At 64.9% G+C, this 13,981-nt stretch carries 12 protein-coding genes; all 12 read left to right on the top strand.

Annotated elements, in window-relative coordinates; genetic code table 11:
- The first annotated feature begins 20 nt into the window (after positions 1-20).
- The 12 genes from ftsA to scpB all read left to right on the top strand — a co-directional run bounded on the left by ftsA (position 21) and on the right by scpB (position 13,968).
- Positions 21-1,280, top strand: a complete 1,260-nt coding sequence (gene ftsA / locus H6P80_RS04945) for a cell division protein FtsA (RefSeq protein ID WP_185800212.1) — start codon at positions 21-23, stop codon at positions 1,278-1,280.
- Positions 1,281-1,402: 122 nt separating this feature from the next.
- On the top strand, positions 1,403-3,085 hold the full coding sequence (gene ftsZ / locus H6P80_RS04950; protein WP_185800213.1) for a cell division protein FtsZ: 1,683 nt from the start codon (positions 1,403-1,405) through the stop codon (positions 3,083-3,085).
- Positions 3,086-3,229: 144 nt separating this feature from the next.
- The gene (locus H6P80_RS04955) at positions 3,230-5,338 is read left to right on the top strand and encodes a tetratricopeptide repeat protein (RefSeq protein ID WP_185800214.1); all 2,109 of its coding nucleotides are present in this window, start codon (positions 3,230-3,232) and stop codon (positions 5,336-5,338) included.
- Positions 5,338-6,498: a deoxyguanosinetriphosphate triphosphohydrolase gene (locus H6P80_RS04960; RefSeq protein WP_185800215.1), complete on the top strand. Its 1,161-nt coding sequence runs from the start codon at positions 5,338-5,340 to the stop codon at positions 6,496-6,498. Before H6P80_RS04955 ends, H6P80_RS04960 begins: the two co-directional genes overlap by 1 nt.
- Positions 6,499-6,572: 74 nt before the next feature.
- Positions 6,573-6,878, top strand: coding sequence for a ferritin family protein (locus tag H6P80_RS04965; RefSeq protein WP_185800216.1), 306 nt, complete (start codon positions 6,573-6,575; stop codon positions 6,876-6,878).
- A gap of 4 nt (positions 6,879-6,882) precedes the next feature.
- Positions 6,883-7,158, top strand: a complete 276-nt coding sequence (locus H6P80_RS04970; RefSeq protein WP_185800217.1) for a hypothetical protein — start codon at positions 6,883-6,885, stop codon at positions 7,156-7,158.
- A 138-nt stretch (positions 7,159-7,296) separates the two neighbouring features.
- Entirely contained in the window at positions 7,297-8,916 is a 1,620-nt protein-coding gene (locus H6P80_RS04975; RefSeq protein WP_185800218.1) for a peroxidase family protein, read from the top strand.
- Positions 8,917-9,002: 86 nt separating this feature from the next.
- The gene (gene argS / locus H6P80_RS04980) at positions 9,003-10,733 is read left to right on the top strand and encodes an arginine--tRNA ligase (protein ID WP_185800219.1); all 1,731 of its coding nucleotides are present in this window, start codon (positions 9,003-9,005) and stop codon (positions 10,731-10,733) included.
- A gap of 3 nt (positions 10,734-10,736) precedes the next feature.
- On the top strand, positions 10,737-11,465 hold the full coding sequence (locus H6P80_RS04985) for an SPOR domain-containing protein (protein WP_185800220.1): 729 nt from the start codon (positions 10,737-10,739) through the stop codon (positions 11,463-11,465).
- Between the two features lie 37 nt (positions 11,466-11,502).
- A complete protein-coding gene (gene nagZ / locus H6P80_RS04990; RefSeq protein WP_185800221.1) occupies positions 11,503-12,510 on the top strand; it encodes a beta-N-acetylhexosaminidase in 1,008 nt (335 codons plus the stop codon).
- Between the two features lie 94 nt (positions 12,511-12,604).
- Positions 12,605-13,375, top strand: a complete 771-nt coding sequence (locus H6P80_RS04995) for a segregation and condensation protein A (RefSeq protein ID WP_235973714.1) — start codon at positions 12,605-12,607, stop codon at positions 13,373-13,375.
- A complete protein-coding gene (gene scpB, locus H6P80_RS05000; protein ID WP_185800222.1) occupies positions 13,372-13,968 on the top strand; it encodes an SMC-Scp complex subunit ScpB in 597 nt (198 codons plus the stop codon). Before H6P80_RS04995 ends, scpB begins: the two co-directional genes overlap by 4 nt.
- The last annotated feature ends 13 nt before the right edge of the window (positions 13,969-13,981 follow it).

Consider the following 13,981-nt stretch of genomic DNA (forward strand, 5'->3'; position numbering starts at 1 on the left):
AACCCGGGGGACAGGAACGCATGGCACAGGGACGAAACGACAATCTCATAACGGTCCTTGATATCGGATCATCGAAGATCTGCGCGATGATCGTGCGCAATCCGGAAGGATCGGATTTGCAGGTGCTCGGTACCGGGCAGCGCGAGAGCAAGGGCGTGCGGCGCGGCTATATCGCCGACATGGAAGCGACCGAGGCCGGGATCCGCGCCGCCGTAGAGCAGGCCGAGCGGATTGCCGGGCTCAATATCGACAGCGCATGGGTCGGCTTTTCGGCCGGCGGACTGGCGTCCAAGGTGACGACGATCGAGGCCGATCTGGGCGGCTACCGGATCGAGGAAGCCCATATCCGCGATCTTCATATCGCCGGGCTCAACGCCATTGATCCCGAAGACAAGCAAATCCTCCACGCCCATCCCACACTCTACACGCTCGATGGCCTTGCTGGGGTCAAGAATCCGCTCGGCCTTCACGCCGATCAGCTCGGCGTCGATATCCATGCGGTGCTGACCGAACGGTCGCCGATGCGCAATCTCGATCACTGCGTGCGCGCCGCCTATCTTGGCGTAGACGGTATCGTCGCCTCGCCGGTCGCCACCGGTTACGCCTGTCTCAGCGCCGAGGAGCGCGAGCTCGGCGTGGCGCTGGTGGAGCTCGGTGCGGGCGTTACCAATGTTTCGCTATTCGCGGGCGGCATGCTCGTCGGTCTCACCTCTATCCCGATGGGGGCTGCGGATATCACCGATTCCATCGCCACGGAGTTCGCGATGCGGCGCGCGCAGGCCGAACGCGTCAAATGTTTCCACGGCTCCGCGACGACGAGCCCGCGCGACAATCATGACATGATCGATCTTGGCCCGCATTCCGAAGATGAGGGCGCCGAGGCGCCCCGCATCACGCGCGCGCAGCTGATCGCCGTCATCCGAGAACGCCTGGAAGAGTTGATGACGGAAGTCGGCAACGCGCTCGATGCGATGGGCTTTACCGGCCCCGTCGGCCGCCAGGTCGTGCTGACCGGCGGCGGCGCCGAGCTCAAGGGAATTGCCGATTTCGCGCAAGGCGCGCTGGGCCGAACGGTGCGCACCGGACGGCCGATCGCGCTGGCGGGTTTGCCCGAAGCGCATTCCGGCCCCGGCTTCGCGACGCTCGCCGGGCTCGCCCGCTTTGCCGCCGAGGGACCGGCGGACCTGCGCGTGATGCAGGATCAGGCACAACTCATCGTCACGACCGCCAAAGGCAGCCTCTGGAACCGCTTCATGGCTGCGTTCAGGAGTGAATATTGAGCGATAAAGTGAGCTTTATCCACGAGTCGCGGTGTTTTTTCACTGGAATCCGCGAGTCACTGTGGTGTAGTATTAGTTAACGCGTTGAACGACATGCAGATTTGCAAGGGGAACACACTGTCATGAGCATCGAATTCACCCGGAGCGAGGTTAGCGAGCTGAGGCCGAAAATTTCGGTTATCGGCGTTGGCGGTGCTGGCGGAAACGCCATCGCGAACATGATCGAAGCCGATGTCCAGGGGGTCGATTTCGTCGTCGCCAATACCGATGCCCAGGCGCTCAACCACAGCGATGCGGGAACGAGGATCCAGCTCGGGCCGAAGATCACCGAAGGCCTTGGCGCCGGTTCGCGGCCCGAGATCGGGCGCGCGGCCGCTGAGGAAACCCTCGCCGCGATCGACGATGCGCTCGACGGTTCCCATATGTGCTTCATCGCCGCGGGCATGGGCGGCGGCACCGGCACCGGCGCGGCTCCCGTCATTGCCGAGGCCGCGCGCAAGAAAGGCATCCTGACCGTCGGCGTCGTGACGAAGCCGTTCAGCTTCGAAGGCTCCCGCCGGGCGAAATCCGCCGATGCCGGCATCGAAGAGCTGCAAAAGCATGTCGATACGCTGATCGTCATTCCCAACCAGAATCTGTTCCTGATCGCCAACCCCGACACGACCTTCAAGGATGCCTTCCGCATGGCGGACGAAGTACTCCAGCAGGGCGTGCGCGGTATTACCGACCTGATGGTCATGCCGGGCCTGATCAACCTCGATTTTGCCGATGTTCGCTCGGTGATGGAGGAAATGGGCAAAGCGATGATGGGGACCGGCGAAGCCGAAGGCGACGATCGGGCCCGCGAAGCCGCCGAAAAGGCGATCGCCAACCCGCTGCTCGACGGTGTCTCGATGCAGGGCGCCAAGGGCGTCATCATCTCGATCACCGGCGGCGAGGACATGCGCCTGATGGAAGTCGACGAAGCGGCCAACCATATCAAGGAACTGGTCGATCCCGATGCCAACATCATCTGGGGTTCGGCGTTCAACGACGATCTCGAAGGCAAGCTGCGCGTATCGGTTGTCGCGACCGGTATCGATGCCGATGCGGTCGCCCGGCCGCGGCCGGAACAGGCCAAGGTCTTCACCTTCCCCTCGGCCCGCGAAAAGGCCGAGGATATCGAAACGCCGGCTGAAGAGGTGGCCGAGGAGGTGATCGAAGAAACGGTGCCGCTTGCCAAGGATGAAGCTGAACCGGTCGAAGCTCCTGAAATAGCTGCGGAAAATGAAATCGCGGAACCGCTTTCCGAAGCTGGCGAAGCCCCCGAAATCGAAGCGAAAACCGAAGAGCCTCTGACGCTGGAAACGCCGGCAGAGGCTCCCGAAGCCGCCCGGATGTTCGACGACACGGTGATTTCGCCGGGCGCATCGGAACGCCGGCCGGCCTTCAATTCTCCGACCTTCACGGTGCGCGCTGCGGGTGAGGCGCCGCGCCATATCGCTCCCGATCCCAAGGCCGAGACCGGCGAAAGCGCTGCCCAGCCTTCGGCGGAAGCGGAGGATGAGCTGGTGCTCGACGCCGACAATATCGTCGGCCAGGAAAAGGCTGCCGAACGGCCCGCGCCGGCCGTGAACAAGTGGATTGCCGAAGACGACAAGGCCGAAGCTACCCCCAAACCGGCACGCGGCGGTACGCTGTTCGAAAGGATGTCCAACATCGCGCGCGGCGCTGCCAAGGTCGAAACCGAAGAGAAGAAGGCGGCATCGAGCGGCGGCGATTCGCTCGATATCCCGCACTTCCTGAATCGGCAAAACAACCAATAGACGATCGCTTCCGGCGCCTTCGCTCCCTTTTTGGGAAGCGAAGGCGTTCGCATGCGCCGGTTCGCCGTCGGCAAGGACCGGTCTGCCGCGCCGACCGCCCCGAGATGCCGTGCGTTCCGGAAAGCCCACGTCTATGATCCCTTCGTGATGTTATCCAGCAAGGCCGATTTTCGCCGGGGGGGCGTGCGCCAAATCCTGTTGCCGCTGCTCCTGGCGAGCGCGGCGATGCCGGTCCACGCCCAGCAGAATAGCGATGCGTTCCCGTTCATGAACCAGTCGCAACCGGGCGGCGCGGCGGCCAGGCTCAGCAGCTCGCTCGGGCAGCTGGCCACCAACCCCAATAACAGCGAAGCGCTGATTGGGGCGGGCGGGGCAGCGCTCGATCTCGGCGATGCCGATGCTGCGCTCGGCTTTTTCGTGCGAGCCAACGAACTGTCGCCGCGCAATGGACGGGTAAAGGCCGGGCTCGGCCGCGCGCTCGTTCGTCTCGAACGGCCGCTCGAGGCGATGCAGCGGTTTCGCGAGGCCCAGCAACTTGGCGCATCGCTCGCCGATTATGTGGCGGATCGCGGCTTTGCCTACGATCTGCTCGGCCAGCCGGAACTCGCCCAGGCCGATTACCGGGCGGCGATGGCGCGCGGCTCCACTCCCGAACTCGTCAAGCGGCTGGCGATCAGCCTCGGTATTACCGGCGACAGGGCCGGGGCGCTGGAGGTGCTCGATCCGCTGCTGCGCGCGCAGGATATGTCGGCGTGGCGAACGCGGGCTTTCGTCATCGGGATGACGGCGGAGGATGTCCGGGAAGCCATTGAGGCGGCATCGGTTGCCATGCCGCGCAGGCAGCTCCAAATTCTTACCCCCTATCTCTCGCAACTCCCGACCCTCAGCGATGCTGGCAAGGCGCAGGCCGTGCATTTCGGCAATTTCCCGGTGAACGGCACAGGGCCGCGCTATGCGCTCTCCGATTTTCCCGAATTTGCCAGTCTCGGTACGCCCGGTGCCGGTCTCGTGCCGCAGGGAACGGCGCTGGGGCCGCGCACCGAGGCCGAGCAGCGCCGCGAAACCCGCCGCGAACAACGCCGCCGCGAACGCCAGGAAGCGCGGCAACGGCGGCTTCGCGGCAGCGAGACGCAGGTACGGCGGCGTCCCGGTGTCGCCAGCGATGCCGAGGTGGCGCAAGCTGAAATCCCGGCGCCGCCGCCTCCTCCACCGCCTCCACCACCACGACCTACTCCTCCGCCTCCTCCCGCGCCTGCGCCACCAACGCCTCCACCGGCCGCGCGGGAGGTGCCTCCGCCCTCTCGGTCCGAACCGCAGACGCCTGCCCCGACGCCCGGATTCAGCGCTGCCCAAGCCTCCGGTCCTGGTTCCGAAGGGGACACCGTCCTCGATACGCGTTTCTCGCTGACCGACTTGGCGAGCGAATTGCGGTCCCGGGCGCGCGAGGAGCGAACGGCGGAACCTGCGGGGCCCGAAACCCGGCCGGAATCCTTGCTGCCAGCGAGGGTGGTTGCTGCGGCTCCTCCACCGCCAACGACACCGAGACCTTCACCGCCGCCGCCGCCGCCTCCACCGCCACCGCCGCCGCCTCCACCGGCACCGGCGCGGAACGAGGCCGCGCAGGCCGAACCGGCCCGCAACTGGGTGCAACTCGCAACCGGGCCGACGATGGACGGGCTGCGCTTCACCTATCGCCGCTATGCCCGCGCGAATGCGGTCTTCGATGGCTATGAAGGCTGGTATGCGCCGCTGGGCCAGACCAACCGGCTGCTCGTCGGACCCTTCGATACAGGGGCGGAAGCGCAGGCATTCATCAATGCGCTGGCCGAGGGCGGAATCGCCGCCCTGCGCTGGCGGAGCGGCGAAGGCGAGGCGATCCCGCGCCTCTATGACGAGGGGGCTTCGCCCCAGCCAACCGCCGATGCGCGGCGGCCCGGCGATGCGCCGCCGGAAGCTGCCGCGCCGGCCGCGCCTTCGCACCCCGCCCGCTATTGGGCGCAGGTCGCGATCGGCCAGCAGATCGATGCGCTGCGTTTCACCTTCCGCCAGTTCTCCCGCCAGGCCCCGAGCGCTTTCGAAGGCCGGACCGCATGGTATACGCCGCTCAACGCGACCAACCGGTTGCTCGTCGGCCCGTTCGACAGCCGCGCCGACGCCCAGGCCTTCCTGAACGCCGCTGCCGAAGAAGGAGTCGAGGGCTACATCTTCCATAGCGATGACGGGCAAGAGGTTTCGCGCCTCAATCCTCGCTGATGCTCGCGCCCTACGCTTCGGACCCGCGCGCTTCGCGTGGGCGCTTGCACGACGAAGGCCGTGACGAGACGCGGGGCCCGCGCGACGCTTTTCAAAGGGATCGGGACCGGATCATCCACTCGGTCGCCTTCCGGCGCTTGCGCGGCAAGACCCAAGTGTTCGTCGCCCCCGATGGCGATCATTTCCGTGTCCGCCTGACCCACAGCCTGGAGGTCGCGCAGATCGGCCGCACGGTGGCGCGCGCGCTCGGGCTGAACGAAGATCTCACCGAGGCATTGTGCCTCGCGCACGATATCGGCCATCCGCCTTTCGGCCATGCCGGAGAGGACGCGCTGGAGCTTGCGCTCGCAGGGGCCGGCGGCTTCGATCACAATGCGCAGACGGTGCGGATGCTGACGAGGCTCGAACGCCGTTACCCGCTTTTCGACGGGTTGAACCTCAGCTGGGAAACCCTCGAAGGGCTGGCCAAGCATAACGGGCCGGTCGCCGATCCGCCTTGGGCGCTGGCCGAGGCGGATTCTGAATTTCCATTGGAACTCAACGGCTTTTCCAGCCTGGAGGCGCAGGTCGCGGCGCTTGCCGACGATATTGCCTATGACAATCATGATATCGACGACGGCCTGCGCGCCGGCCTGTTCAGCCGCGAGGCGCTACTCGCTATTCCCGGCGTCGCCCGGCTATGGGAGCGCGCGGCAAGCCGCTTCCCCGGCGCGGGGCCGGACCTTCTCGTATCGGAACTGATCCGCGAACAGATTGGCGTGATGGTCAACGACCTGATCGAAGAAACGCGCCGCCGCGTCGCCGATGCCGGCGTCGAAACCGCCGACGATGTTCGGGGCGCGGGGAAGCCGCTGGCCGGCTTTTCGAACGAGGGCGCGGGCCATGAACGCGCGCTCAAGGCGTTCCTCTATGCCAATATGTACGAGCATCCGATGCAGGAGGAGGTGGCCGAAGTCGCGCGCCATATCGTGACGGGCCTTTACGACGCCTATGCGGCCGATCCCGACCTGATGCCGGCGGACTGGCGCGCCGCCCTGCCGGCCGATGCGCCGCACCGCGCGCGGCATATCGCCGATTTCATCGCCGGGATGACCGACAGCTACGCGATTCGTTGCTATCGCGAAGCGGTCGGCGAGGTCGAACTGCCCGAAGGCTTTTAGGCGGGCTAGTCCGTTGCGGCGTTTCGCCGCATCCGGCATAGCAAGGGTGACGACCGTTAATGGGAGAAGCGACCATGGCCAGCGATACTCTTCACGCCCCGCGCGAAAAGCTTTCCACCGAAACCCTTTCGATGCATCACGCCATCGTCTCGCTGATGGAGGAGCTGGAAGCCGTCGACTGGTACCGCCAGCGCGCCGACGATTGCGAGGATGCCTCGCTCAAGGCAATCCTTCTTCACAATATGCGCGAAGAGATGGAGCATGCCGCGATGGTCATCGAATGGCTGCGTCGCAACAATTCCGATTTCGAGAAGGAATTGAAGGATTATCTCTTCACCGAGGGCGATATCGCGTCGATCGAAGAACAGGTGCAGGGCTAGGCCGATGGCCGAACCTGGCGCTTCCGTCAGCGACCCCGCGAGCGCTTATGCCGGGCCGGAAGAGGTCGCCGCCGATGTGCGGCTCAGCGAAGCGCAGAAAATCTCCGCGCTCAGACAATGGGCCTATGACGTGCGCGAACTGGAAGTCGCCGAGGAAGAAGGAATGGGCGATCATGACGGCGACATTCTCCGCCGCATCCAGATCGTCCTGGCCGAGCTCGGCCATCCGGTCGATAGCGACCATGTGGCGCCCTCGAAACAGCATTCCGCCACGGACTAGTATTCCCGATCCGGGGCGGCGTTTCAGTCCCCGATGGACCTAGCCGCGCTACGTTTCGGGGCCGAAAGATGCTATTCATTCGCTCCTATGCGGCGCGCAGAGGGGGAAGGCGGCACCGCACACAGGGAGGGAAACCATATGGGAGGGTTCCTCGAAGATGTCGGCACCGCGATCCTCAAGGGCGTTCTCGGCAAACGGAAAACCAATGCGTTCCTGATCAACCGGCTGGTCGGCCGCTGCCGCAATCGCCCCCATCCCTGGAGCACGCGTGGCGACTATGTCAGCTGGCCCGGCCTCAAGGATCGCAACTATTTCGGCCGGTTGCTGCCCAGCACCAACTGGCCCGGCGCGCATCAGCCGGTATTGCCGCCTCGCGAGGATGTCACCGGCCTGTTCATTGCCGGGCCGGGCGATCAACGTCTCTGCCCGAAATCGACCTGCCTGTTTCCGGCCTTCGCGCAATATCTGACCGACGGTTTCCTGCGCACCCGCCTTTCCAATATCGAGGCCGAGGAGGACCGCACCCGGACGACGTCAAATCACGAGATCGATCTCAGTACGCTCTATGGGCGCGGCGAGTGGCAGACCTTGGCGCTGCGCCGGCGGTCGGAACAAATGGGCGAAAGGGGCCGGCTGAAATCGGAGACCATTGCCGGCGAGGAATGGCCGCTGCGCCTCTTCCTGCCCGGCGGCAACGAGATCGATCCGCAATTCCTCGATCCCGCCAGCGGAAAGCCGCTGCTCGATACGCCCCTCGGTATCGACAATACGTCACCCGAAATGCGAGCGACGCTGCTTGCGGTGGGCGGGGACCGGGTCAATGCCGCGCCGCAGACTGCGATGATGAACGTCCTGTTCCTGCGCGAGCATAACCGCATCGCGGGCCTATTCGAACAGGATCACCCGCATTGGGACGACGACCGGGTCTTCGAAACAGTCCGCAATGTGATGATCGTGATGTTCATCAAGCTCGTCGTCGAGGAATATATCAATCATGTCAGCACCGCGAAGATCAAGCTGAAGGCCTGGCCGGAAGTCGCCTGGAAGGCCGGCTGGAACCGTGAAAACTGGATGACCATCGAATTCACCTTGCTCTATCGCTGGCATTCGCTGGTCCCGCGAACGATGCGCTGGGCGGATGTGGAGATCGGTGGCGATGCGCTGCTGCTCGACAACAGGGTATTGCTGGAAGGCGGGCTGGCCAGCGCCTTTGCAGATATTTCCGCCAACCCGGCGACCGAACTCGGCCTCGGCAACGCCGCCGAGTTCATGCGCAAGGCAGAGATGAACGCGCTGAAGCAATCGCAGACCAACAAGTTGCAGGGTTATGCGGCCTATCGCAGGGCAATGGGCAAGAAGGTGCCCAAGGATTTCGCGACGCTGGTCGGCAAATCGAAAGATCCAGCCGAGCAGGAACGCCGCACCGCGCTCGCCGCGGCGCTGAAGGTGCTTTACGGATCGGTCGACGGCCTGGAATTTTACACCGGGCTTTTCGCCGAGCCGCGCGAAAAAAATGGTCCGCTGCCAGACCTTCTCACCGCGATGGTGGCGATGGACGCCTTTTCCCAGGCGCTAACCAATCCGCTGCTTTCCGAACATGTCTGGGGAGACGAGGATATTCGCCGCGAAACCTTCACCCAGCGCGGCCTCGATATCATGACCGACACCGCGTGCCTGCGCGATATCCTGGCCCGCAACACCGACGATCTGGGGGACCGCTTCGTCGGCATGACGCGGCCGGACTGGCAGCGCGAATAGGTCTTTCGCGGGCGGCCGGGACGGCGGAATTGCCGGACGCCTCCGGATCGTCTAATCGCGCCTCCTCGCACAAGCAGGGACAAACAGTGACCATCTATTCCGAGTTCGCCGGTCATATCGGCGCCATTCTCGATCATCTGGAGGAGGCCGGGGATTTGCCGGCCGGGCTCGACCGCAAGAATGTCGCCGTCGAACCGCCGCGTGATCCCTCTCATGGCGATCTCGCAACCAATGTGGCAATGGTGCTGGCCAAGCCTGCCGGCAAGAATCCGCGCGAGCTCGCGATGATAATCGCGCCCAAGATTGCGCGGTTCGATAGCGTCGCCGGGGCCGAGGTCGCCGGGCCTGGCTTCATCAATATCCGCCTTGTCGACGATGCCTGGCGCGAGGAACTGCGCGCGATTGCGGCCGCGGGCGAAAATTATGGCCGCTCGGCGATGGGCGCGGGCAAGACGGTCAATATCGAATATGTCTCGGCCAACCCGACGGGGCCGCTTCACATGGGGCATTGCCGGGGCGCGGTGGTCGGCGACGCGCTGGCGGGCCTGCTCGAATTTACCGGACACGCCGTAACGCGCGAATATTATATCAACGATGCCGGCGGGCAGGTCGATATCCTCGCCCGGTCCACCCATCTGCGCTACCGCGAAGCGCTGGGCGAGGATATCGGAGAAATCCCAGAAGGCCTGTATCCGGGCGAATATCTGAAACCCGTGGGCGAAGCGCTCGCCGCCGAATTCGGCGATCGCTATGCGGCGTCCGAAGAGACGCAATGGCTGGCGCTGTTCCGGGAACATTCGGTCGCCGCGATGATGGACCTAATCCGCGCCGATCTCGGCTTGCTCGGTATTGCGCAGGAAGTGTTCGCGTCGGAGGCCGCCGTGCACGCCGCAGGCAAGCCCGAGGCGGCCGAGGCCGAACTTCGCAAGCGCGATCTCGTCTATGACGGCATTCTCGAAGCGCCCAAGGGCAAGACGCTGGACGATTGGGAACCGGTCGAGCTGCCCTTGTTCCGCTCGACCCGATTTGGCGACGACCAGGATCGCCCGATCCGCAAGTCGGACGGCAGCTGGACCTATTTCGGCGCCGATCTCGCCTATCATTTTCAGAAAAGCCAGTCGGCCGACATGCTGATCGACATCTGGGGCGCCGACCATGCCGGCACCGTGAAGCGGATCAAGGCGGCGGTCGAAGCGCTGACCGACGGCAAGACCGAGTTCGACGTCAAACTCGTCCAGATGGTCCGGCTGCTGCGCGACGGCGAGCCGGTGAAGATGTCGAAGCGCTCGGGAAGCTTCGTGACGCTTGCCGATGTCGTCGAGGAAGTCGGCAAGGATGTCGTTCGCTTCACCATGCTGACGCGCAAGGCCGATGCGCAGATGGATTTCGATTTCGCCAAGGTGGTGGAGGCGTCGAAGGACAATCCCGTCTTCTACGTCCAATATGCCCATGCCCGTATCCGTTCGGTCCATCGCAGGGCGCAGGCCGAGGGCATAGAGATCGGCGGCGCGGCGGATCTCTCGCTGCTTGACGCCGAGGAACTGGCGCTGGTCAAGCGCGCCGCCCAATTCCCACGTATCGCGGAAGCCGCTGCAAATGCCCATGAGCCGCACCGAATCGCCTTTTATCTCGGCGATCTCGCGGCCGAATTTCACGCGCTCTGGAACCGCGGCAACGATCATCCGGAAAAGCGCCTGTTGGTCGCCGATGCGCCCGATTTGACCCGGGCACGGCTGGCATTGGCCGAGGGAATCGGGCAGATTATTCGCAACGGTCTTGCGATCATGGGGGTCGAGGCCGTCGAGGAAATGGAGTGAATGATGAGTGAAGGCGCGCTCGACCCGGCCGACGAGGATCGGCTTCCCTGGCTCGAGGCTGTGGAAGAGGACGAGGATGAGGGAATCAGTCTCATCAAGCTGGTGGCCGGCGTGCTCGGCGTGCTGCTGCTGATCGCGCTATTCGTGGGCGGCTATTTCTGGATGCGCGGCCCGGCGGGCTCGCCCGACGGAATCGAAATCATCGCCGCGCCCGATGAAGATTACCGCGTCCGGCCGAGCGAGGCCGGAGGCATGGAAGTGGAAGGCGAGGGCGACGCCGCCTTTGCTGCGAGCGAGGGCGGCAGCCCCGAGGGCCGGATCGATCGCACCGCGGTTCCCGAACCGCCCGTACAGGGCCGGCGGATCGCGGAAGGTTCTGCGCCCGCCACCGGCAGCTCCACGGCTCGCATTCCGGCCAATGATCGCCCGCTGGCCGAATCGGCGCCGCAACAGCCTGCGCCCGCTTCGCAGACCGCTGCCATCAGCACGTCGAGCGGCCGGCTGGTCCAGCTCGGCGCCTTTTCCAGCGAGGCTGCGGCCAACAGCGCCTGGGCACAGATCAGCGGCGGCCACGCGTCGCTGCGGCCGCTGAGCCGCACGGTTACGCCGGTCCAGGCGGGCGGGCGGACGCTCTACCGCTTGCGCGCCGCAGCCGCCTCGCGTGAAGCCGCGCGGTCGCTCTGCGCCAACCTGCGCGGAGCAGGCCAGGCGTGCAGCGTCGTCGTCAATTGACGGAGCGAGCCAGCCGGACCTGTCGGGCGGGCGGACGATGAAACCCGTTGTCTTCGGCATGGCCGGCAAAGCGCTGATCGATGACGAGCGTGCCCTGTTTCGCGAGGCGGATCCGGCGGGCTATATACTCTTCGCGCGCAATATCGCCGATAAGACGCAGCTGCGCGCGCTGACCGATACATTGCGGGAGGTTTCGGGCCGCGAGAATGTCCCGATCCTGATCGATCAGGAAGGCGGCCGCGTGGCGCGGATGAAGCCGCCGGTCTGGCCCGAATTTCCGCCCTGGGCGGCATTCGACAAGCTTTACGAGAAGGCGCCGGTCTCCGCGATCGAGGCCGCGCGGGTCAATGCCAAGGCGATCGCGCTGACCTTGGCCGAATGCGGCGTGACGGTGGATTGCCTGCCGCTGCTCGATGTCCGCCAGCCGGGCGCGAGCGATGTGATCGGCGACCGGGCGCTTGGAACCGAGCCAATGCGGGTGGCGGCGCTCGGCCGCGCGGTTCTGGACGGGATGGCGGAGGCGGGCATCATGGGCATCGTCAAGCATATCCCCGGCCATGGCCGGGCGATGGTCGATTCCCACAAATCGCTGCCGCGCGTTGTCGCAACCACCGAAGAGCTCGAGATCGATCTTGCGCCTTTCAAAAGTCTTTCCGGCGCACCGATGGCGATGACCGCGCATATCGTGTTCGAAGCCTGGGACAGCGAGCATTGTGCGACGCTCTCGCCGACGGTGATCGAAACTGTGATCCGCGGGCAAATCGGTTTCGATGGCCTGCTTTTCTCCGACGATCTCGACATGAAGGCGCTCAAGGGCGATCGCGCCGACCTTGCAGCGCAGGCGATCGCGGCGGGCTGCGATATCGCGCTCAATTGCTGGGCGCGGCTCGACGAGATGCAGGCAACGGTCGAAGCGCTGGATGATATTTCCGATGTTTCGCGCGCGCGGCTCGAACGGGCTGTGGCGGGGATCCGGCTTGATGCGGATATCGGCGAGCTGGACGAGCTTGTCGCCAAGCGCGATGCCTTGCTGGCGGTCGCCTGATCGCCCGCAACGCCGCGAAAAGACGCCAATCTGATACACAGGTTGCGGGACGGGAGAGCTTGATCGGGGGGCGGGGCGGAGTATCCCTTGCCGCATGGACGCCGTGACCGGAGAAATGTTCGAAGATGCACCGGAGGTAGCCGAATCCGAGCGGCTGACGCTCGATCTGGATGGCTGGGAAGGACCGCTCGACCTGTTGTTGAGCCTCGCCCGCACGCAGAAGGTCGATCTGCGGGAAATCTCGATCCTCGAACTGGTCGAGCAATATCTGGCCTTCATCACCGATGCCAAGGCGCTGAAGCTCGAAATCGCGGCCGATTATCTCGTGATGGCGGCCTGGCTCGCCTATCTCAAATCCTGTCTGCTGCTCCCCAAGGAAGAACAGGAGGATCCGAGTCCCGAGGAATTGGCGCTTCGCCTCCAGCTTCGCCTGCAGCGCCTTAACGCGATGCGCGAGGCCGGCGCGCGCGTGATGGCGCGGAACAGGATCGGTCGCGACGTGTTCCTGCGCGGCGCGCCCGAAGGTATCCGGGTCGTCCGCAAGAGCCTGTGGCAGGCCGAACTCTACGATATCATCTCGGCCTATGGCCAGATCCGCGCGCGGACCGAGCCTGCCGTCCATGTCGTCGCCCTTCGCCCGGTGATGACGCTGGAGGCGGCGCTGGAGCGGCTCGAAAGGATGCTCGGCCATTCGGTGGAATGGGCGGCGCTGCAGAGCTTCCTCCCCGAAAGCGATGATCGCGGCTATCGCAAATCGGCGCTGGCATCGAGCTTCGTCGCCGCGCTGGAGCTGGCCCGTCAGGGCAAGGCCCAGCTGAAACAGGCCGACCATTTTGCCGACCTTATGGTGAGAAAACCCGAATGACCGAGATCACCGACGATATCCGCTCCGTTGAGGCGACGCTGTTCGCGGCCGAAGAGCCGCTCACCCAGAACGATATCCAGCAGGCGGTCGGCGAGGATGTCGATGTGAAATCCGCGATCGATGCGCTGACGGATCACTATGCGGCGCGCGGCATCCATCTCGTCGAGCGCGGTCGGCGCTGGCATTTCGAAACCTCTCCGGACATGGCCCATGTGCTGCGGCGGGAGCGCGAGGAACCCCGTAAGCTGAGCCGCGCGGCGACCGAAACCCTGGCCATTATCGCCTATCACGAGCCCGTCAGCCGCGCGGAAATCGAGGCGATTCGCGGCGTCCAGATATCCAAGGGTACGCTCGATGTGCTCATGGAAGCCGGATGGGTGCGCCCGGCGGGCCGCCGCGAAGTTCCGGGCCGGCCGCTCATCTATGCGACAACCCCTGTATTTCTCTCGCATTTCGGTCTAGAAAGCCGTCGCGACCTACCCGGTCTTGACGATCTCAAAGCTGCCGGGCTGCTCGATCCTGTGGATGCCGCGCTGGAGGCCATGGAAATGGACACCTCCGACGAACTGGAATCCGCCGAACAGGATGACTAACTAGGCCGCGGAT

Source organism: Parasphingopyxis marina, from assembly GCF_014237875.1.
GTDB lineage: Bacteria > Pseudomonadota > Alphaproteobacteria > Sphingomonadales > Sphingomonadaceae > Parasphingopyxis > Parasphingopyxis marina.